The organism is Lysobacter sp. MMG2 (assembly GCF_016735495.2).
In the GTDB taxonomy this organism is placed as follows: domain Bacteria; phylum Pseudomonadota; class Gammaproteobacteria; order Xanthomonadales; family Xanthomonadaceae; genus Lysobacter_J.
Map to the genome: position 1 here is coordinate 514,264 of NZ_JAERQY020000002.1, position 19,843 is coordinate 534,106.

The window sequence follows — 19,843 nt, forward strand, 5'->3', positions numbered from 1 at the left end:
ATGCTGCTGCAGGTTCCGCAAGTCCTCACCGCCGAACAGGTGGCCCATTGCCGGGACCGCCTGCGGCAGGCCGGCTGGGCCGACGGCCGCATCACCGCCGGCCACCAGTCGGCGATGGCCAAGGACAACGCGCAGCTGCCGGAGAACGATCCGGTGGCGCGCGAGTTGGGCGGGCTGATCCTCGAGGCGCTGGCGCGCAACACCACGTTCTTCTCCGCGGCGCTGCCGCAGCGGATCTATCCGCCGCTGTTCAACCGTTACGGCGGCGGGCAGTCGTTCGGTTTCCACGTCGACAACGCGATCCGCTACGACCGCAGCCGCGGCGGTGCCGATCCCATCCGTACCGATCTTTCGGCCACGCTGTTCCTCAGCGATCCGGACGATTACGACGGCGGCGAGCTCATCATCGAGGACACTTACGGCGTGCAGCGCGTGAAGCTGGCGGCCGGCGACATGGTGCTCTACCCGGGCACGAGCCTGCACAAGGTCACGCCGGTCACGCGCGGCGAGCGCGTGGCGTCGTTCTTCTGGATCCAGAGCCTGCTGCGCGAGGACGCGCAACGTCGGCTGATGTTCGAGCTCGACGTCTCGATCCGCCGCCTGACGCAGGACGTGCCGGAGCATCCGTCGCTCGTGCAGCTCACCGGCATCTACCACAACCTGCTGCGCCGCTGGGCCGAGCCCTGAGGCGCGCGTGGGTCCTTCTTCCGCACCGCAGGATCTGGTCGCGCAGCAGCAGCGCCGTGGCTTCTGGCTGCGCACGCTGCATTCCTGGCACTGGATCAGCTCCGCCATCTGCCTGATCGGCATGCTGCTGTTCGCCATCACCGGCATCACGTTGAACCATTCGGCCGCGATCGAGGCGAAGCCGGACACGCTCACGCGCAAGGTCGAGATGCCGGCTTCGGTGTTGCGTGCGCTGGGCAAGCGTGAGGACGGCAACGCGCCGCTGCCGGGCACGGTCAGCGACTGGCTCAACGACGTGCTGCCGGTGTCGATCGGCGCGCAGCCGGCTGAATGGTCGAGCGAGGAGATCTACCTGTCGCTGCCGCGTCCCGGCGGCGATGCATGGCTGAGCATCGACCGCGAAAGCGGCGCGGTGGAGTACGAGCGCACCACGCGCGGTTGGATCGCCTACCTCAACGACCTGCACAAAGGCCGCAACGCCGGTGCCGCGTGGCGCTGGTTCATCGACGTGTTCGCGCTGGCCTGCCTGGTGTTCTGCGTGACGGGCCTGTTCCTGTTGCAGATGCACGCGCGGCAGCGGCGCATGACCTGGCCGTATGTCGCGCTCGGGCTCGCATTGCCGGTGTTGCTCGCCCTCCTCTTCATCCACTGAACCTGCTTACTTTCAAAATAAGGGAGTTTCCATGCGCGTCCAACTGACCATCGCGCTGAGCGGACTGCTCGCGTTGCCGGCCTACTCGGCCGAGATCGACGTCAACGTGCAGATCCCCCAGCTCAACGTCGCCGAATACCACCGTCCGTACGTGGCGATCTGGGTCGAGGGCGCCGACCAGAAGGCCGCGGCCAACCTCGCCGTGTGGTACCAGCAGAAGGCCACCAACGAAGGCGCCGGTACCAAGTGGCTGCCCGACCTGCGCCAGTGGTGGCGCCGCAGCGGTCGCACGCTGAAGGTGCCGGTGGACGGCGTGACCGGTCCGACGCGCCCCGTCGGCACGCATGCGCTGAAGTTCGGCAGCCAGCATCCGGAGCTGGGCAAGCTCCCGCCCGGCGAATACACGCTGGTCGTGGAGGCCGCGCGCGAAGTCGGCGGCCGCGAGCTGCTGAAGATCCCCTTCACCTGGGGCGGCGCCAGCGCCGGCAAGGCGCAGGGCAAGTCCGAACTCGGCCTGGTCACGCTGGCCAGCAAGCCCTGATCCCGCTGTCGTCCCTGCGAAGGCGATCCAACTCGAAGACGCATCACGCCCGACGCCAGGCGTGAACTCGCGCAACGATGGATCCCCGCCTTCGCGGGAATGACGGCAGAACGCGAACACACATCCACTTACGCAGGAGCATCGCAATGAAGCCGACCCTGAAGCTCGCCGCGCTCGCGCTGGCCCTTTCCCTTCCCTTCGCCGCGCAGGCACACAAGGCGTGGCTGCAGCCGTCGCAGACGGTGCTGGCCGGCAACAATCCGTGGGTGACGGTGGACGCGGCCGTGTCCAACGACCTGTTCTACTTCAACCACGTCCCGCTGAAGACCGACAACCTCGCCATCACCGCGCCCGACGGCAGCACCGTGGCCGCGCAGAACGCCGCCACCGGCAAGTACCGCACGGTGTTCGACGTCGAGCTCAAGCAGACCGGCACGTACCGCATCGGCGTGGTCAACAACTACGTCACCGGCAGCTGGGAAGACGCGAACGGCCAGACCAAGCGCTGGCGCGGCACCGAGGCGACCTTCGCCACCGAAGTGCCCAAGGACGCGAAGAAGCTGCAGGTCGGCCAGTCGGTGAGCCGTGTGGAAACCTTCGTCACCAGCGGCTCGCCGAACGAGACCGCGCTCAAGCCCAGCGGCGTGGGCCTGGAGCTGGTGCCGGTGACGCATCCCAACGATCTGTTCGCTGGCGAGGAGGCGAAGTTCCGCTTCCAGATCGACGGCAAGCCGGCGGCGAACCTGGACGTGGAAATCGTCCGCGGCAACACGCGCTACCGCAACGCGCAGGACGAGCTGAAGGTGAAGACCGATGCCAAGGGCGAGTTCGTCGTGACCTGGCCGGAAGCCGGCATGTACTGGCTCGAAGCGAATTCCGAAGACAACAAGACCACGGTCAAGCAGGCCAAGCAGCGCCGCCTGGGCTATGTCGCCACGCTGGAAGTGCTGCCGCAGTAACGAAGACGCAACACGCAGTGGCCACGCACGCATCCGCGACGCAGCCCGCCCCGCGCGCCGTCGACATCCTCGGCGGCGCGACGATGGGCACGACCTGGTCGGTGAAACTCGCCGCGCCGCGCAACGCCGACCTGCATGCGCTGCACGCGGGCATCCAGTCGCGCCTGGACGACGTGGTCGCGCAGATGAGCAACTGGGAGGCCGGCTCGGACCTGAGCCGGTACAACGCGTCGGACGCGGGCTCGTGGCACGCGCTGCGCGATGACTTCTGGACGGTGCTGTCGTGCGCGCTCGACATCGCACACGCCAGCGGCGGCGCGTTCGACCCGACCGTGGGGTCGCTGGTGGACGGATGGGGCTTCGGCCCGCCCAGCGCGGGCGCGTCCGCGTTCTCGCCCGAAGCCGCACGCGCCCACGTGCAGTGGCGGCGCGTGATCCTGGATCCGGCGCAGCGCCGCGCCTTGCAACCGGGCGGCACACGGCTGGACCTGTGCGCGATAGCCAAGGGTTTCGGCGTGGACGCCGTGGCCGCCCATCTGCGCGCGCAGGGCATCGACGCGGCGCTGGTCGAAGTCGGCGGCGAACTCTACGGCTACGGCCGCAAGCCCGACGGCGCGCCATGGCGGGTGATCGTGGAAGGCTGGTCCGGCGACGAGGACGATGCGAACGAAGCGCGCGTGCTGGCGCTGGATGGCCTGGCGGTCGCGACGTCGGGCGATCGCTGGCACCGACGGGAGCACGAAGGCCGCGCGATCAGCCACACACTCGACCCGCGCAGCGGGCATCCGGTCGTGGATGCGCCGGCCGCGGTCACCGTCGTCGCCGCCGATGCGATGCGGGCCGACGCCTGGGCGACGGCGCTCACGGTGCTCGGCATGCACGATGGCTTCGACGCTGCATGCGCGAACGGGCTCGCGGCACGCTTCGTGGACACGCGCGGCGACGCCGTGACCGAACGCATGACACCTGCCTTCGAAACCCTGTTGCACGCATGAACACCGATTCTTCACTGAAGACCTGGCTCGGCAACGGCTTCGTGCTGGCGATGCTGCTCGCCTTCGTGCTCGTCTTCGGGCGCTGGCAGTCGGGGCCGTGGTGGATCGCTTCGCCGCGCGCGGGGAGCTGGGTGCTGGCGACGCTGGTGGTGCTCGCCTTCCTCGGCCTGTGCACGGCCACATGGCTGCGCGTGCGCGAGGAACGCGCCGCCGCGCGCGTCGACCCGGGCAGCGGCGAGGATGCGCTGCTCCTCGCGTGGGCGAGCCAGACCGGATTCGGGCAGCAGCTCGCCGAACACACGGCGCAGGCGCTGCGCGGCGCCGGGATGGACGTGCGCCTGCTGCCGCTGCATCGCATCGATGCCACCGTGCTGCAGACGCATCGGCGCGCGCTCTTCATCGCCAGCACGACGGGCGAAGGCGATCCGCCGGACCATGCGCTTGGATTCACCCGGCACGTGCTCGGCCAGTCGATGGCATTGGCCGGGCTGGAGTATGCGGTGCTCGCGCTGGGCGATCGCGCCTACGACCGCTTCTGCGGTTTCGGTCGGCGACTGGACCAGTGGCTGCACCACAACGGCGCGCAGCCGTTGTTCGATCGCATCGACGTCGACGCCGGCGACGCCGGCGCGCTGCGCCACTGGCAGCATCGCCTGGGGCAGCTCGCCGGCCATGCGGAGCTGGCCGACTGGAGCGCACCCGAATACCGCCCGTGGCGCCTGCTGGAACGCCAGTGGCTCAACCCCGGCAGCCTCGGCGGGCCCGCGTATTACCTCGCCCTGGTGCCGGCGGATGCGCGCGATCTGACGTGGCAGGCGGGCGACATCGCGGAGATCGGGCCGTGCCATGCGCCGGCCGATGTCATGGCGTGGCTGCTTGCGTCCGGCCAGGATGGAACGGCGGACATCGAGCGCGACGGCGACACGCTGGAGCTTGCGACGCTGCTGCAGCACTCGCGTCTGCCGGAACCGGCGAGCGTGCGGGGTCAGTCCGCGCAGACCGTGGCCGACGGCTTGCAGGCGTTGCCGCATCGCGAGTATTCGATCGCCTCGCTGCCCGCCGACGGCAGCCTCCAGTTGCTGGTCCGCCAGATGCGCCATCCCGACGGCCGCCTGGGCAGCGGAAGCGGCTGGCTCACCGCGCACGCGGACGTCGGAATGCGTATCGACCTGCGCATCCGCCGCAACGCGGCTTTCCATCCGCCGCAGGACGACCGGCCGATGGTGCTCATCGGCAACGGCACGGGCCTGGCGGGCCTGCGTGCGCACCTGAAGGCGCGTGCTGCTGCGGGCCATCATCGCAACTGGCTGGTGTTCGGCGAACGTCAGCGCGCGCACGACTTCCATCATCGTGACGAGATCGAAGGCTGGCTGCGCGACGGCCATCTGCAGCACCTGGACCTCGCCTTCTCCCGCGATGGTGCCCAACGCACCTACGTGCAGGACCGTCTGCACGAACAGTCCGCGCGCCTGCGCGAATGGATCGCCGACGGCGCGGCGGTCTACGTCTGCGGCAGCCTGGAAGGCATGGCGCCGGCGGTCGATGCCGTGCTGCGCGAGACGGTCGGCCTGGATGCGCTGGAAGCCATGGCCGCCGAGGGCCGCTACTGCCGCGACGTCTACTGATGTCGACGAGCGAAGCCCACGCGCGAAGCCCCGTGGCTGGCAGCGGGCCCTGGGACCACGCGACATCCCCACGACACCCGATCGCTTGCACGACCGGGCAGCACGCGACTCAGCCTTCGGCCGCCGGCTCGATGCGTATGAGGAGCAGTTCGCCACCGCCGTCGATGACGTGACGCAGGCGCAGCTCCCCCGCCTCGAAGAACGCCGTATCGCCCGCCGACATCGCCGGCAATCCCGATTGGTCTGCGAACTCCGCCTGCCCCGCCATCAGGTGCGCCACCCAGGTCGTGCCCGGTTCGGCGAACACCACCATCGGCCCCACCAGCGGGCGATGCCAGAGTGCGGCGCGGACGCGGTCGCGACGCCACATCAGATTGAAGTCGTGCGTGGGGCCGTCGATGAGTTCGCCGACGACCTTGCGCTCGCCCGCGAAACGCAGGCGATCGTGAGGCGGATGAAGCTCGTGTGTCTCGCCATCCTCGAAGCGCAGGCGCACACCGTTGCCGCTGAGCAGCACCAGCTCGCGATCGACTCCCGGGAATGCGGAGAACTCCGCGTCCCGCTCGATCTCCGCGATCGACAGACGCCAATCCCACGGTGCATCCGGTTCGGCGTCACGCAGACGGCCGGCGTGGATCTCGCGCGTCCATCCCAGCTGGTTGCGCCAGCGTTCGCGGCGGTATTCGTTGGCGGGAACCACCCGCGAGCGGCTGCGTTGCGCGTTGGACATCGGCACGTCCGGAAGTCGTTGCCGCACAGTCTAACGGCGGCATCTTCCGCACGAGGCGTCATCGCACGGCCGGCCCGGCGCGCCGGATCGCGCCGGACCGGCAGCGCTCCCCTTAACGCCTGACCGGGGCGGCCGGTTGCTTGGCCGCCGCAGCATTCGCCGTCGGCGCCGGCTTGGCGGCGGCCGACGCCGCCGCGCCTCCGGCGAACACGATGCGGTCCTTGTTCTTCTCCACCGTCTTCAGGCCGATGCCCGGCACCTGGGCCAGCTGGTCGGCGCTGCGGAACGGCCCGTTGGTCTTGCGGTAGGCGACGATCGCCTCGGCCTTGCTCGGGCCGATGTTGACCAGCACGCGGTCCAGCGTGGCGGCATCGGCGGTGTTGACGTTGACGGTCTCGGCCGCGACGGCCGGGGCCGCGAGCAGCAGCGACAACAACAGCGCGCGGGCGAAGTTCGCGAGCGACGGGACGGCAATGGATTTCATGGCGACTCCTGGGGGCCCACGTGGGGCCCGTCGATGTGGAAGGACTCCCGCCGGCGAGATGCGCGGCGGCCATGAAAGTCTCCATACCCTCCCGGATGCGTCGTATCGGCCAAGGCGCCGATCGCACGAAGGAAGCGGCCGCAACCTTGCGTAGGTGCGTTCCCAAGGTGTGTCGGGGCGTTTCCCACTGGGTTCGGAACCTTCCGTGGCATGGGTAGGGGGTCGGCCGGGTGCCGCGGAGGCGTAAACTTGTCGTCCCCCGCACGAATCGAGGCGCTCTCCGCCATGGACATCAGCAAGGTCGACCGCTACGTCGGCGACAAATGGGACGACGAGATCGTTCCCCAACTCGTCGAGTACATCCGAATTCCCAACAAGTCCCCGATGTTCGACGCCGACTGGGTCAAGCACGGTTACATGGACGATGCGGTCAAGCTGATGGAAACCTGGGCGAAGGCCCAGCCGATTCCCGGCATGCAGGTCGAAGTGGTGCGTCTGGAAGGCCGCACGCCGCTGATCTTCATCGACATCCCCGCCGCCAATGGCGGACGCAACGACGATTGCGTGCTGCTGTACGGCCACCTGGACAAGCAGCCGGAGATGACCGGCTGGGATCCGGAGTTCGGCCCGTGGAATCCGGTCATCAAGGGCGACCGCCTGTACGGTCGTGGCGGCGCGGACGACGGCTACGCGATCTTCGGTTCGCTCACCGCGGTGCTGGCGTTGCAGGAACAGCAGCTGCCGCATGCGCGCTGCGTGATCCTGATCGAAGCCTGCGAGGAATCCGGCAGCTACGATCTGCCCGCCTACGTGGATCATCTTTCCGATCGCATCGGCAAGCCGTCGCTGGTGGTGTGCCTGGACTCGGGCTGCGGCAACTACGAGCAGCTGTGGTGCACGACCTCGCTGCGCGGCCTGGCCGGCGGCAACTTCACGGTGAAGGTGCTGGAAGAAGGCGTGCATTCGGGCGATGCGTCCGGCATCGTGCCGTCGAGTTTCCGCCTGCTGCGTCAGTTGCTCTCGCGTCTTGAAGATGAAACCACCGGCAAGGTCCGCGTCGAGGGCCTGTATTCCGAGGTTCCCGCCGAACGCCTGGCGCAGGCGCGCGAAGCGGCGAAGGTGCTCAACACTGCGATCTTCGACAAGTTCCCGCTGCTGCCCGGCATGACGCCGATGGCCGACGACCTCACCGAGCTGGTGCTCAACCGCACCTGGCGGCCGGCGCTGTCGGTGACCGGCGTGGACGGCATGCCGGCGCTGGCCTCGGCCGGTAACGTGCTGCGTCCGTACACGTCGGTGAAGCTCTCGCTGCGCCTGCCGCCGACGCTGGACGGCAAGAAGGCCGGCGAACTGCTCAAGGACGTGCTCACGCGCAATCCGCCCAACGGCGCGAAGGTGACGCTGGACCTGGAGAAGTCCTCCACCGGCTGGAACGCACCGGCGCAGTCGCCGTGGCTGACCAACGCGATCGACGCCTCCAGCCGCGAGTTCTTCGGCAAGCCCGCGATGTACATGGGCGAAGGCGGCTCGATTCCGTTCATGGGCATGCTCGGCGAGAAGTTCCCCGGCGCGCAGTTCATGATCACCGGCGTGCTCGGCCCGCACAGCAACGCGCACGGTCCCAACGAGTTCCTGCACATTCCGATGGGCAAGCGTGTGACGGCCTGCGTGTCGCGCGTGATCGCCGAACACCACCACGCCAGCCTGCGCGGGGAGACCACCGGCGCGTCGGTCGCACCGGACAGCGGCGACCGCCACGGCGGGCACGGCTGCTGCTGATTCCACCGGCGGCACGCTCAGAAAAACCCTCGCTTTGGCGGGGGTTTTTCGTTTGCTGCCGTAGCATGCCTGCCGTTCGTCGGGCATTCCGACGGATGTGTGCCGAAGCGCTACGATGCCTCGGCATCACCCACCTCAGGAGGACGCCATGGGCAGTCTGCTCTACACGATCATCATCGGTGCGGTCATTGGTGTGCTGGCCCGCTTCTTCAAGCCGGGCGCGGATCCGATGGGCTGGATCCTGACCATCCTGCTCGGCATCGTCGGCGCGTACATCGGCAGCCTGCTCTACGCCCGCGGCGGCATCATCGGTTTCGCCATTTCCATCGCCTGCGCGGTCGCGCTGTTGTTCCTGTATGAGCTGGTGCGCAAGAAGCGCGCCTGATCCGACGGTGGTTCGCAAGAACGAAAAACCCCGGCTTCGCGCCGGGGTTTTTCTTTGTGCGTGCTCGTTGGGAGCACGGCATGGGCGCGGCGGTGGTGCGGCGCGGATGGCGCTGGCAGTCGTCATTCGGGCGAACGTGAGTTGTCATTCCCGCGAAGGCGGGAATCCAACCGTCTGCGCCGTCATGTCCTCCGGAGGGCGGTGAGGCTCGGAAAGTTGGGTCCCCGCCTTCGCGGGGACGACGCCGTGGGGGCGTGTGCGGTGCAAGTGCCCACCCGAGTGCCGGCGCGACCCCACTCCGCACCTCGTGCGAACCCGCGCCTGCACTGTCGCGCACGCGCCTCAGCCCAGCAGGCGGTCGATCACCTGCTGCGCCAGGCGCTCGGCGGAATCGGACACCGTGTCGAGCGTGAGCTCCGCCGCCTCCGGCACTTCGTAGGGCGAGTCGATGCCGGTGAAGTTGCGCAGCTGGCCGGCGCGCGCCTTCGCGTACAGGCCCTTCACGTCGCGCTTCTCCGCCACCGCCAGCGGCGTGTCGATGTAGACCTCGACGAACTCGCCCGGCGCGAACAGCTCGCGCGCCATGCGCCGCTCGGCGCGGAACGGCGAGATGAAACTCACCAGCACGATCAGCCCCGCGTCGCTCATCAACTTCGCCACTTCGGCGACGCGGCGGATGTTCTCCACGCGATCCTCGTCGGTGAAGCCCAGGTCCTTGTTGAGGCCGTGGCGCACGTTGTCGCCGTCGAGGATGAAGGTGTGGTAGCCCATCGCGTGCAGGCGCTTGTCGACCAGGTTGGCGATGGTCGACTTGCCCGAACCCGACAGGCCGGTGAACCACAGCACGCGCGGCTGCTGGCCCTTGATGCGCGCACGCGCGGTGCGGTCCACGTCCAGGTGCTGCCAGTGGATGTTGCCTGCGCGGCGCAGCGCGAACTGCAACGTGCCCGCCGCGACCGTCGCATGGGTCTGGCGGTCGATCAGGATGAAGCCGCCCAGCGTGCGGTTGTCCGCATACGCCTCGAACGCCACCGGCTGATCCAGGTACAGATTGCAGAAGCCGACCTCGTTGAGCTCCAGGTGCTTGGCCGCCAGCGGTTCCTGCGTGTTGACGTCGGTCTTGTGCTTGATCTCGGTGACGCTGGCGCTGACCGTGCGCGTGCCGATCTTCAGCCAGTACGGGCGCCCGGGCAGCAACGGCTGTTCGCCCATCCACAGCAGGTGCGCGGCGAACTGATCGGCGACCTGCGGCGGGCGGTGCGCGTGCGCGATGACGTCACCGCGGCTGATGTCCACTTCATCGCGCAGCGTGAGCGTGATGGCCTGACCTTCGCGCGCGAGGTCGAGGTCGCCGTCGGCGGTGACGATGCGCGCGACGTGCGAACGGCGGCCCGACGGCAACGCGACGACCTCGTCGCCGGGCCGCACCTCGCCCGCAGCGACGGTACCTGCGAAGCCGCGGAAATCCTGGTTCGGCCGATTCACCCACTGCACCGGCAGGCGGAAGCCGATGTCCTGCGCATGGCGCGAGACGTCGACGGTTTCCAGGTACTCGAGCACGTTCGGCCCGGTGTACCACGGTGTGCGTTCGGAGGAACCCAGCAGGTTGTCGCCACGCAGCGCGGACAGCGGCACCGCCTGGACGTGTTCGATGCCCAGCTGCGTTGCAAGCTCGCGGTAACCGGCCAGGATCTCGTCGAACACCGCGCGGTCGTAGTCGACCAGGTCCATCTTGTTCACCGCCAGCAGCACATGGCGTATGCCCAGCAGCGAGACGATGTAACTGTGGCGCCGCGTCTGCGGCAGCAGGCCCTTGCGTGCGTCGACCAGCACCACCGCCACGTCTGCGGTGGACGCACCGGTGGCCATGTTGCGCGTGTACTGCTCGTGGCCCGGGCAGTCGGCGACGATGAACTTGCGCTTTTCCGTGCTGAAGAATCGGTACGCGACGTCGATGGTGATGCCCTGCTCGCGCTCGGCCGACAGGCCGTCGAGCAGCAGCGCGTAATCGATGTCGGCGCCCTGGGTGCCGTGACGACGGCTGTCTTTCTCCAGCGCCGACAGCTGGTCGTCGAACAACGCGCGGCTTTCGAACAGCAAGCGGCCGATCAGCGTGCTCTTGCCGTCGTCCACGCTGCCGCAGGTGATGAAGCGCAGCAGGCCTTTGGTTTCGTGGCGGGCGAGGTAGGCCGCTACGGCGGCCTCGGGATTCGGGATTCGGGATTCGGGATTCGAAACAGCCAAAGCCGAGTCCTCCGAAGCGCCCTGCACTTTCGCCAATCCCGAATCCCCAATCCCCAATCCCGGCTTCATCAGAAATACCCCTCCTGCTTCTTCTTCTCCATCGACGCCGACGGATCGTGGTCGATCACGCGGCCCTGGCGTTCGGACGTGGTCGCCACGAGCATCTCGGCGATGATCTTCTCCAGCGTGTCGGCCTGCGATTCGATCGCGCCGGTGAGCGGGTAGCAACCCAGCGTGCGGAAGCGCACCTGCCGCAGCTGCGGCGTTTCGCCTTCGCGCAGCGGCAGGCGATGGTCGTCGACCAGGATCAGCGCGCCGTCGCGTTCCACCACCGGGCGTTCCGCCGCGAAGTACAGCGACGGCACCGGGATCTTCTCGCGGTAGATGTAGAGCCACACGTCCAGCTCGGTCCAGTTGGACAGCGGGAACACGCGCACCGATTCGCCTTTGTGAATGCGCGCGTTGTACAGGCTCCACAGCTCCGGTCGCTGGCTCTTGGGATCCCAGCGGTGTTGTTCGTTGCGGAACGAGAACACGCGCTCCTTCGCGCGCGACTTCTCTTCGTCACGGCGCGCGCCGCCGATGGCCGCATCGAAACCGTACTGGTCCAACGCCTGCTTCAGCGCCTGCGTCTTCATCACGTCGGTGTGCACGGTGGCGCCGTGGGTGATGGGGCCGATGCCCTGCGCCACGCCGTCGGGGTTGGTGTGCACGCGCAGCTCCACGCCGGTCTGCGCGGCGCGCTGGTCGCGGAAGGCGATCATCTCGCGGAACTTCCAGCCGGTGTCCACGTGCAGCAGCGGAATGGGCGGCGTCGGCGCCGGCGCGAACGCCTTGAGCAGCAGGTGCAGCAGCACCGAGCTGTCCTTACCGATGGAATACAGCATCACCGGATGCCGGAACTCCGCCGCGACTTCGCGCAGGATGTGGATGCTTTCCGCTTCGAGGCGGTCGAGGTGGCTCAGGTCCAGGGGCAGCGTCATCGGGTCTTGATCTTGCGGAACCGGGGTTGAAGGCCGGTTGCGGACAGTGTGCGCCGGCGACCGCTCTAGTGGAGCACATTGTAGGAACGGGGGCCTCGCGGCGCGGAAATAAGCCCCCGGCATGAGCGCATAACCCGACTTCCTTTCATATGGCGACGCCGCGGACCTAGCCTGCAATGGTCCCCGCCGTGCACCTTCGCCCATGTCGGCTTTCCAGCCCAGCGTTCCCGCAGCACTCGCCACCCCCTTCTCCGAGGACCGGCTGGCGGCGCTCGCGCGCGTCACCGAGGGGCTGGACACGCATGGGCTGTGGTGGCTCTCCGGCTATGCCGCCGGCCTGGCGACGCGCAGCGGCGGCAGCGTGCAAACGGTTACAGCCCCCATTGCGGACGCGCAGCCCGCCAGCCGCCTGACCATCGTCTACGGAAGCCAGACCGGCAATGCCAAGCGACTGGCCGAACAGCTCGCGCGCCAGAGCGAGGTCGCCGGGCTGGCCGTGCGCCTGCTGCGCGCCGACGCCTACCCCACGCGCGAACTGAAGGACGAGCGCACGCTGTACCTCGTCGTCAGCACGCAGGGCGACGGCGATCCGCCGGACGATGCGCGCGCGCTGGTCGAGTTCATCGCCGGCAAGCGCGCGCCCGCGCTCAAGCAGCTGCGTTATGCGGTGCTGGGGCTGGGCGATTCGAGCTACCCGCAGTTCTGCGCGATCGGGCAGAAGCTGGACGCGCGCCTGGCCGAACTGGGCGCGACCCGTCTGCTGCCGCGCGCCGATGCCGACCTCGACCTGGAAACCGTGGCCGAGCCCTGGCTCGCCCAGGCACTGGCGAAGGCGAAGGACGCGTTGAAGCCCGCCGCGCCGCTCGCCACCGTGACGCCGCTGCGCCCGCTTCCGGCCGCGCCGCTGCACGGACGCGACGCGCCCTTCGCGGCGGAACTGCTCGCCAACCAGCGCATCACCACGCGATCGAGCGCGAAGGACGTGCGCCACATCGAGCTGTCGCTGGAGGGCTCGGGCCTGCACTACGAGCCCGGCGACGCGCTGGGCCTGTGGCCGGTGAATCCGCCGGCGCTGGTCGAGGCGATCCTGCGCACAGGTGGACTCGACGGCGATGCCGTCGTCGAGCACGGCGGCCAGCGCCTGCCGCTGCGGCAATGGCTGGGCGAGAAGCGCGAACTCACCAAGCTCGCGCGGCCGTTCGTCGCCAGCCACGCCGCGCAGGCGCGCAGCGACGAGCTCAACGGCCTGCTCGCGCCCGACCGCCAGGCTGACCTGTCGCGCCTGCTCAACGAGGCGCAGGTGCTGGACCTGCTGCGCCAGCATCCCGCCGACTGGAGCGCGGAGGAGCTGGTCGCCGCGCTGCGCCCGCTCACGCCGCGGCTGTACTCCATCGCTTCCAGCCAGAAGCACGTCGGCGATGAGGTGCACCTGACCGTCGCGCACGTCGAATACGACGCGGGCGACGGCCTGCGCTGGGGCAGCGCGTCGAACCATTTCGCGCGCAGCGACGAGGGCGCACGGCTTCCGGTGTTCATCGAACACAACGATCGCTTCCGCCTGCCCGCCGACGCATCGCGCGACGTGATCATGATCGGCCCCGGCACCGGCGTGGCGCCGTTCCGCGCCTTCGTGCAGGAACGCGCGGCAACTCGCCCGATGACAGCAGGCGCCTCCGGGCGCAACTGGCTGTTCTTCGGCAACCCCCACTTCCGCACCGATTTCCTCTACCAGGTCGAGTGGCAGCAGGCGCTCAAGGACGAGACGCTGCACCGCTTGGACCTGGCCTTCTCACGCGACCAGGATTCAATGCGAGTCCCTCGCAACAGCCCGCATATCCCTGTGCGGACTCCTCAAAAAATCTATGTGCAAGATCGCCTGCGCGAGCGCGGCCGCGAGCTGTTCGACTGGATCGAAAACGGCGCGCATGTCTACGTCTGCGGCGATGCCACGCGCATGGCGAAAGACGTGCACGAGGCGCTGCTTTCGATCATCGGCGAACACGGCGGCCGCTCCGCCGATGACGCCAACGACTACCTCAACACCCTGCAGCAACAGGGACGCTACGCCCGGGACGTGTACTGATGAGCAGCCATTCCGTCGAGGACATCAAGCAACAAAGCGACCGCCTGCGCGGCACGCTGCTGGCCTCGCTCGCCAACCCGATCACCGGCGCGCTGCACGACGACGACCAGACGCTGATCAAGTACCACGGCAGTTACCAGCAGGACGATCGCGACATCCGCGAGGAACGCCGGCTGGCGAAGCTCGAGCCCGCCTACAGCTTCATGATCCGGACGCGCACGCCCGGCGGCGTGGTCACGCCAGCGCAGTGGCTCAAGCTCGACAGCATCGCCACGACCTACGCCGAACGCGGCCTGCGCATCACCACGCGCCAGGCGTTCCAGTTCCACGGTGTGATCAAGACCGAACTGAAGGCGACGATGCAGGCGATCAACGCCGCGCTCATCGACACGCTCGCCGCCTGCGGCGACGTGAACCGCAACGTCGCCGTGGCCGCCAACCCGCTGCAGTCGCAGGCGCATGCGCAGGTGCACGCGCACGCCGCCGCGCTGTCCGAACACCTGCTGCCGAACACGCGCGCCTACTACGAGATCTGGCTGGACGAAGAGCGCGTCGCCGGCAGCGGCAGCGAGGACGAGCCCGTGTACGGCGCGACCTACCTGCCGCGCAAGTTCAAGATCGGCTTCGCGATCGCGCCGTACAACGACGTGGACGTGTTCGCGCAGGACCTGGGCTTCATCGCCATTGTCGAGGACGGCGAACTGCTGGGCTACAACGTCAGCGTGGGCGGCGGCATGGGCGCGACGCACGGCGATCCGGAAACCTACCCGCGCCTTGGGGACGTGATCGGCTTCGTCACGCCGGAGCAGCTCACCGCCGTCGCCGTGGCGGTCGTCACCGCGCAGCGCGATTTCGGAAACCGCGCGGTGCGCAAGCGCGCGCGGCTGAAGTACACGATCGACGACCACGGCCTGGAGTGGTTCAAGGCCGAAGTCGAGCGGCGCGCCAGCTTCGCGCTCTCCCCGGCGCGTCCGTTCGGCTTCGTCCACAACGGCGACCGCTTCGGCTGGATCGAAAGCGACGACGGCCGTGCGCACCTGACGCTGCGCATCGTCGCCGGACGCATCTGGGATCGCGACGGGCTCACGCACCTGAGCGGCCTGCGCGAGATCGCACGCGTGCTGGACGAGGCCGACGCGGGCGCCGAATTCCGCCTCACGCCGAACCAGAACCTCGTCATCGCCGGCGTGCCCGCGGCGCTGCGCGATCGCGTCGATGCGCTCGTCGCGCAGTACGGCCTGGACACGCATGCACGCGCCACGCCGCTGCAACGCAACGCGCTGGCCTGCGTCGCGCTGCCCACCTGCGGCCTGGCGATGGCCGAAGCCGAACGCTACCTGCCCGAGTTCGCCGACAAGGTGCAGGCATTGCTCGACACGCACGGCCTGCACGATGCGCCGATCCACCTGCGCATCAGCGGTTGCCCGAACGGCTGCTCGCGCCCGTACCTGGGCGAGATCGCGCTCGTCGGCAAGGCACCGGGCCGCTACAACCTGATGCTGGGCGCGGACCATCGCGGCCAGCGCCTGAACACGCTGTACCGCGAGAACATCGCCGAGGCGCAGATCCTCGAATCGCTGGATCCGCTCTTCGCTCGCTATGCCGGCGAGCGCGACACCGACGAAGGCTTCGGCGATTTCCTCGTGAGAACCGGCACCGTCGTGCCGCCCCGACCCGCCATCGCACTGCAACTTCGCACCGAGAACGCCGCATGAGCCCGCCCGATCCCATCACTGCCGCCGAATCGCCCCGAGCGCTGGCCGAACTGAACGCCTGGCTCGGCGGCCTCAACGCGTCCGAGCGCATCGCCTGGGCGCTGGAACACACCGCAGGCGAGCACGCGCTGTCGTCGAGTTTCGGCGCGCAGGCCGCCGTGTCGCTGCACCTGGCCACGCGCCAGCGGCCGGACATGCCGGTGATCCTCATCGACACCGGCTATCTCTTCCCGGAAACGTACCGCTTCATCGACCAGCTCACCGACACGCTCGGATTGAACCTGAAGGTGTATCGCCCGCAGATCGGCATCGCCTGGATGGAAGCGCGACTGGGCAAGCTGTGGGAAGGCGGCCTGGACGGCATCGAGCGTTACAACCGCATGCGCAAGGTCGAGCCGATGCAGCGCGCGCTGGACGACCTGGGCGTGCGCACCTGGATCGCCGGCCTGCGCCGCAGCCAGTCGCGCACGCGCGCCAACATCGATTTCCTGCAACTGCGCGACGGCCGCTGGAAGCTGCATCCCATCGCCGACTGGACCGATCGCGACGTGTACCAGTACCTGCGCGAGCACAACCTGCCCTACCACCCGCTGTGGGACCAGGGCTATGTATCGATCGGGGATGTGCACACCACGCGTCGGCTCGAGCCGGGCATGAACGAGGAAGACACGCGTTTTTTCGGCCTCAAGCGTGAGTGCGGACTGCATTTCGACGGCGAACCGAACGCGGCGTGAGCGCGCGCTCGCGCGATCCCCGACGCCCACGCTGAACGTTGCGCATCGGCTCCGACGGCTTTCCGACGGGCCGCGTTCGACAGTGCGCGCCCCAGCCGTTCCGTTTCGAGGTCGTGCCGCCCGGGCGCATTCCGAGCGCGCCGCGCGCATGCACGATGCATTCGATGTTCTACGCAATTTCGTCACCACGCTCGTCATGGCATGGGCGGCCTTCGCCGCGCTGCGCTGGCAGCAGCCGTTGATCGCGAAGGGCGGCGGTGCGTGGTGGACAGCGTTGGCGGGCACCCTCGCCTTCGGTCAGTGGCCACTCAACGCGTGGTTGGGCAGCCCGATCGGCGCGCCGATTGTCGTCGCCCTGCTCTACCTGCTCTCGCTGATCGGCCTGGCTCCCGACGATTCGGTGCTGAGCGCGCAGGCCAGCGAACACTCGCGCTGGTTCCGGCGCGGGCTGGTCTGCGCGGTGTTGGGCACGTTCGCCGGAATGGCGGCGTGGGCGGCGCTGCTGTGACGCTCAGCGCTCGGGCCGACCGCTGAGCACCACGCGGCCGATGCGCGCGACGAACTCGTCCAGGTCCGTGTTGCCGACGTTGGCGAGGATGACGACGGTGACCTCGTCGTCCAGCAAGCGATACAGCTGCGCCTGCGCGCCCATGATGCGGCCCGGACGCTTGGCGATGCGGTGTGGCTTGCCGGCGATCGTGGATTCGTAACTCCACACGCCGAATCCGTAGTCGTCCAATCCCGGCGCGAGCATGCGCTTCAGGCTGTCCTCGCCGATCAGCCGCCCGCCGTACAGCGCGTCGGCGAACACGCGAAGGTCGCGCACGGTCGAGTACATCGCGCCGGCTGCGTACCAGTTCTCCGGATACACGGGCAGATCGTTGATGAGCGCGCCATCGCTCTCGCGCACGAAGTAGGTGTTCGCCAGTCGCGGCAGGATCTCGGCCTGCCGCAGCATGCCGGTGTCGGCCAGTTTCAGCGGCGCCAGGATGCGACGCGACAGCGCCTGCTCGAAGGGCATGCCGGTCGCACGCTCGACGATCTTGCCCAGGATCACGTAGTCGCCGTTGTTGTAATCGAAGGTCGTGCCCGGCGCGTGCACGCGCTTTCCGCTGGCGTAGCGACGCAGCAGTTCGCCGCTGTCGTGCGGCAGCTGGTAGGCGGGAATGCCTTCGCGCAATGCCGTCGCCGCGTCGGTGACGGTGTCGAAATTGGCGATGCCCGAGGTGTGGTTGAGCAACTGCCGCACGGTCGCCTCGCGCCCTTCGCCCGCGTAATCGGGAAGCACGGTGCGGATCGGCGCATCCAAGTTCAGGCGGCCCTCCTCCACCAGCTGCATCACCAGCGTCGCGGTGAACAGCTTGGTGATCGAGCCGATCCAGTAACGCGTGTCCGGCGTGTTGGGCACGGCGAAAGCGCGATTGGCCAGGCCGAAGCTGCGTTCGTATTCCACCCGGCCCGCGCGCTCGACCAGCACGGTGCCGCTGAAATCGTGCTCGCCCGCGTAGGCTTCGATAAACGCAGCGGTCGACACCGTCTGTGCCATCGCAAGGGCCGGCCACAGCGCCAGGCAGCCCAGGATCCACTTCTTCATGACCGTCCTCCTCGTCGACTCCAGGAGGAGATACGCCATGACGGCGCGCGGTTGCGCCTCAGGTATGGATCAGCCGGCCGCCGCCGAAGGACCAGTTTTCCCAGGTGGTTTCCTTGAAGGCCACCATCACGTGCTCCGGATCCAGGCCGGCCGCCGACAGCCGCTCCATCAATTCGGCGAGCAGTTTCTTCTTCACCTTCACGCTGCGACCGACCGACCACAGGATCTCGATGAGCACGAAGTCCTCCGTGCGCGGCGAGGCCAGATCGGGATAGGAGGGATCGAAACGGAAGTCGGCCGCGTCCAGTTCGAACACACGCTGGAACAGGTCGGCCTGCGGCACGCCGCTGGACACCAGGCTCGCGTGGACCGCATCGAGCACGGAGGACTTGAACGCCTCCGCCTTGGGTTTGCGCACGGTGAGGGTCACGAGCGGCATGGCGGTTCCTCGTTCGACGACGGGTCGCGGCGTGCGGCCCTCAGGTGGTGATGGGTTGGCTCAACTCGCGCCACGACGGCGCGTGCGGCCACTGCGGCTCCAGGTTGCCTTCGAGCACGCGGCGCAGGTCGCGACGATCCAGCTGCGGCGCGATGCCGTGCAGCAGCGCCAGCGCATACTCGCGCAGCACGCGTGCGCGCGGGATCACGGCCCAGGTGATGCATTCGGGCAGCGCGTCCGGCGCGGGCAGCGCGATGAGGTCTTCGTCGCGCGAGCCCACGGCCATCTCCGCCAGCACGCCGACGCCCAGGCCGGCACGCACGTAGGTCTTGATGAGGTCGGCGTCGCGCGCGGTCATCGCCAGCTGCGGCTCCAGGCCGGCCTCGACGAAGGTGCGGCGCAGCGAGGATTCGGCGCGGTTGGACGACTCGTAGCTCACCAGCGGATGCGCGGCGAGTTCGGCCAGCGTCGGCGCGCGCTTCAGCGATGCGAGCGCATGCGTGCGCGGCACCAGCACCACGCGACGCCAGCGGTACAGCGGTACGGCGACGCCGCCGTCGGGCTCCGTGCCCGCGGTGCTGATGACGGCCAGGTCCGCTTCGCCGCGTGCGAGCTGCTCCAGCACTTCGTCGCCCGCGACCGCCTGCAGGTGCATGCTCACCTGCGGGAACTCGCGCTTCACCGCGGCGATGACAGACGGCAGCACGAAGCGCGCCTGCGTGTGCGTGGTCGCCAGCACCAGACGGCCGCTGTGCTGACCGCGTTCGTTGGCGGCATAGGCGCGGATGTTGCCGGCCTCTTCCAGGATGCGGCGCGCGTGCATGAGCACGCGCTCGCCTGCGGGCGCGATCGATTCCAGGCTGCGTCCCTTGCGGGTGAACAACTGGAAACCCAGCTCGTCCTCCAGCTGCTTGAGCTGCTTGGACAGGCCGGGCTGGGTCGCGTGCACGCGCTCGGCGGCCAGGGTGATGTTGAGGCCCGAGTCGGCGATGGCGACGAGGTAGCGGAGCTGGGTGAGGGTCATGTCGAAGCGGTTCGTGGCGGCGGCGGGACAGGCCCGCACGGGCGGGCAGCGATCGGTTCCGGCGTCCGTCGACAGATCGGGGCACGGCGGGCTGCCGCGTTCATATATCGCTCGATACGAATAAAGGGATGGACGAAAACTAACCCGCCCCGCGGGCCCTGTCCAGCACGGGGCCGGGGTCATTCCGAAA

Annotated in this window: 19 protein-coding genes; 12 read left to right on the top strand and 7 right to left on the bottom strand. The window is 68.6% G+C overall.

The features are described 5' to 3' along the window. The 6 genes from JI752_RS10360 (at position 1) to JI752_RS10385 (ending at position 5,459) form a co-directional block, all read left to right on the top strand. A complete protein-coding gene (locus JI752_RS10360; RefSeq protein ID WP_216963324.1) occupies positions 1 to 687 on the top strand; it encodes a Fe2+-dependent dioxygenase in 687 nt (228 codons plus the stop codon). A 7-nt stretch (positions 688 to 694) separates the two neighbouring features. After that, entirely contained in the window at positions 695 to 1,339 is a 645-nt protein-coding gene (locus JI752_RS10365; RefSeq protein ID WP_216963327.1) for a PepSY-associated TM helix domain-containing protein, read from the top strand. A gap of 31 nt (positions 1,340 to 1,370) precedes the next feature. Next, positions 1,371 to 1,880: a DUF2271 domain-containing protein gene (locus tag JI752_RS10370; protein ID WP_216963329.1), complete on the top strand. Its 510-nt coding sequence runs from the start codon at positions 1,371 to 1,373 to the stop codon at positions 1,878 to 1,880. A 146-nt stretch (positions 1,881 to 2,026) separates the two neighbouring features. Next, positions 2,027 to 2,839 carry a DUF4198 domain-containing protein gene (locus tag JI752_RS10375; RefSeq protein WP_216963332.1) on the top strand — a complete coding sequence of 271 codons (813 nt, stop codon included), beginning with the start codon at positions 2,027 to 2,029 and terminating at the stop codon, positions 2,837 to 2,839. An 83-nt stretch (positions 2,840 to 2,922) separates the two neighbouring features. Continuing rightward, positions 2,923 to 3,834, top strand: a complete 912-nt coding sequence (locus JI752_RS10380) for an FAD:protein FMN transferase (RefSeq protein WP_216964277.1) — start codon at positions 2,923 to 2,925, stop codon at positions 3,832 to 3,834. Continuing rightward, positions 3,831 to 5,459 (top strand): flavodoxin domain-containing protein, encoded by a 1,629-nt coding sequence (locus JI752_RS10385; RefSeq protein ID WP_216963335.1) that lies wholly within the window; start codon positions 3,831 to 3,833, stop codon positions 5,457 to 5,459. Before JI752_RS10380 ends, JI752_RS10385 begins: the two co-directional genes overlap by 4 nt. Positions 5,460 to 5,568: 109 nt before the next feature. Here JI752_RS10385 and JI752_RS10390 read toward each other — a convergent pair whose 3' ends face one another. Then, a complete protein-coding gene (locus tag JI752_RS10390) occupies positions 5,569 to 6,189 on the bottom strand; it encodes a HutD family protein (RefSeq protein ID WP_216963338.1) in 621 nt (206 codons plus the stop codon). A gap of 112 nt (positions 6,190 to 6,301) precedes the next feature. After that, positions 6,302 to 6,673 carry a ComEA family DNA-binding protein gene (locus JI752_RS10395; protein ID WP_216963341.1) on the bottom strand — a complete coding sequence of 124 codons (372 nt, stop codon included), beginning with the start codon at positions 6,671 to 6,673 and terminating at the stop codon, positions 6,302 to 6,304. A 285-nt stretch (positions 6,674 to 6,958) separates the two neighbouring features. Between JI752_RS10395 and JI752_RS10400 the strand changes: the two genes are divergently transcribed. Beyond that, complete coding sequence (locus JI752_RS10400; RefSeq protein WP_216963356.1) at positions 6,959 to 8,452, top strand: M20 family metallopeptidase; 1,494 nt, start codon at positions 6,959 to 6,961, stop codon at positions 8,450 to 8,452. 148 nt (positions 8,453 to 8,600) lie between these two features. Beyond that, positions 8,601 to 8,837 carry a GlsB/YeaQ/YmgE family stress response membrane protein gene (locus JI752_RS10405; protein WP_216963359.1) on the top strand — a complete coding sequence of 79 codons (237 nt, stop codon included), beginning with the start codon at positions 8,601 to 8,603 and terminating at the stop codon, positions 8,835 to 8,837. Positions 8,838 to 9,179: 342 nt separating this feature from the next. Here JI752_RS10405 and cysN read toward each other — a convergent pair whose 3' ends face one another. Together cysN and cysD are read right to left on the bottom strand one after the other, a co-directional pair. Then, a complete protein-coding gene (gene cysN / locus JI752_RS10410; protein WP_216963363.1) occupies positions 9,180 to 11,150 on the bottom strand; it encodes a sulfate adenylyltransferase subunit CysN in 1,971 nt (656 codons plus the stop codon). Further along, a complete protein-coding gene (cysD, locus tag JI752_RS10415; protein ID WP_216963366.1) occupies positions 11,150 to 12,064 on the bottom strand; it encodes a sulfate adenylyltransferase subunit CysD in 915 nt (304 codons plus the stop codon). The genes cysN and cysD overlap by 1 nt, the downstream gene beginning before the upstream one ends. 202 nt (positions 12,065 to 12,266) lie before the next feature. Between cysD and JI752_RS10420 the strand changes: the two genes are divergently transcribed. The 4 genes from JI752_RS10420 (at position 12,267) to JI752_RS10435 (ending at position 17,104) form a co-directional block, all read left to right on the top strand. Continuing rightward, positions 12,267 to 14,147, top strand: coding sequence for an assimilatory sulfite reductase (NADPH) flavoprotein subunit (locus JI752_RS10420; RefSeq protein ID WP_216963369.1), 1,881 nt, complete (start codon positions 12,267 to 12,269; stop codon positions 14,145 to 14,147). Then, entirely contained in the window at positions 14,147 to 15,862 is a 1,716-nt protein-coding gene (gene cysI, locus JI752_RS10425; protein ID WP_216963372.1) for an assimilatory sulfite reductase (NADPH) hemoprotein subunit, read from the top strand. Before JI752_RS10420 ends, cysI begins: the two co-directional genes overlap by 1 nt. Beyond that, positions 15,859 to 16,596: a phosphoadenylyl-sulfate reductase gene (locus tag JI752_RS10430; protein ID WP_216963374.1), complete on the top strand. Its 738-nt coding sequence runs from the start codon at positions 15,859 to 15,861 to the stop codon at positions 16,594 to 16,596. The genes cysI and JI752_RS10430 overlap by 4 nt, the downstream gene beginning before the upstream one ends. A 148-nt stretch (positions 16,597 to 16,744) precedes the next feature. After that, a complete protein-coding gene (locus JI752_RS10435; RefSeq protein ID WP_216963377.1) occupies positions 16,745 to 17,104 on the top strand; it encodes a hypothetical protein in 360 nt (119 codons plus the stop codon). Positions 17,105 to 17,107: 3 nt separating this feature from the next. Here JI752_RS10435 and JI752_RS10440 read toward each other — a convergent pair whose 3' ends face one another. Genes JI752_RS10440 through JI752_RS10450 form a run of 3 tightly spaced genes read right to left on the bottom strand, consistent with a single transcriptional unit; the run spans position 17,108 to position 19,653 of the window. After that, positions 17,108 to 18,190 carry a serine hydrolase domain-containing protein gene (locus tag JI752_RS10440; RefSeq protein WP_216963380.1) on the bottom strand — a complete coding sequence of 361 codons (1,083 nt, stop codon included), beginning with the start codon at positions 18,188 to 18,190 and terminating at the stop codon, positions 17,108 to 17,110. A 58-nt stretch (positions 18,191 to 18,248) separates the two neighbouring features. After that, positions 18,249 to 18,629, bottom strand: coding sequence for a tautomerase family protein (locus tag JI752_RS10445; RefSeq protein ID WP_216963383.1), 381 nt, complete (start codon positions 18,627 to 18,629; stop codon positions 18,249 to 18,251). A 40-nt stretch (positions 18,630 to 18,669) separates the two neighbouring features. Beyond that, positions 18,670 to 19,653, bottom strand: coding sequence for a LysR family transcriptional regulator (locus JI752_RS10450; RefSeq protein ID WP_216963386.1), 984 nt, complete (start codon positions 19,651 to 19,653; stop codon positions 18,670 to 18,672). Positions 19,654 to 19,843 lie beyond the last annotated feature (190 nt).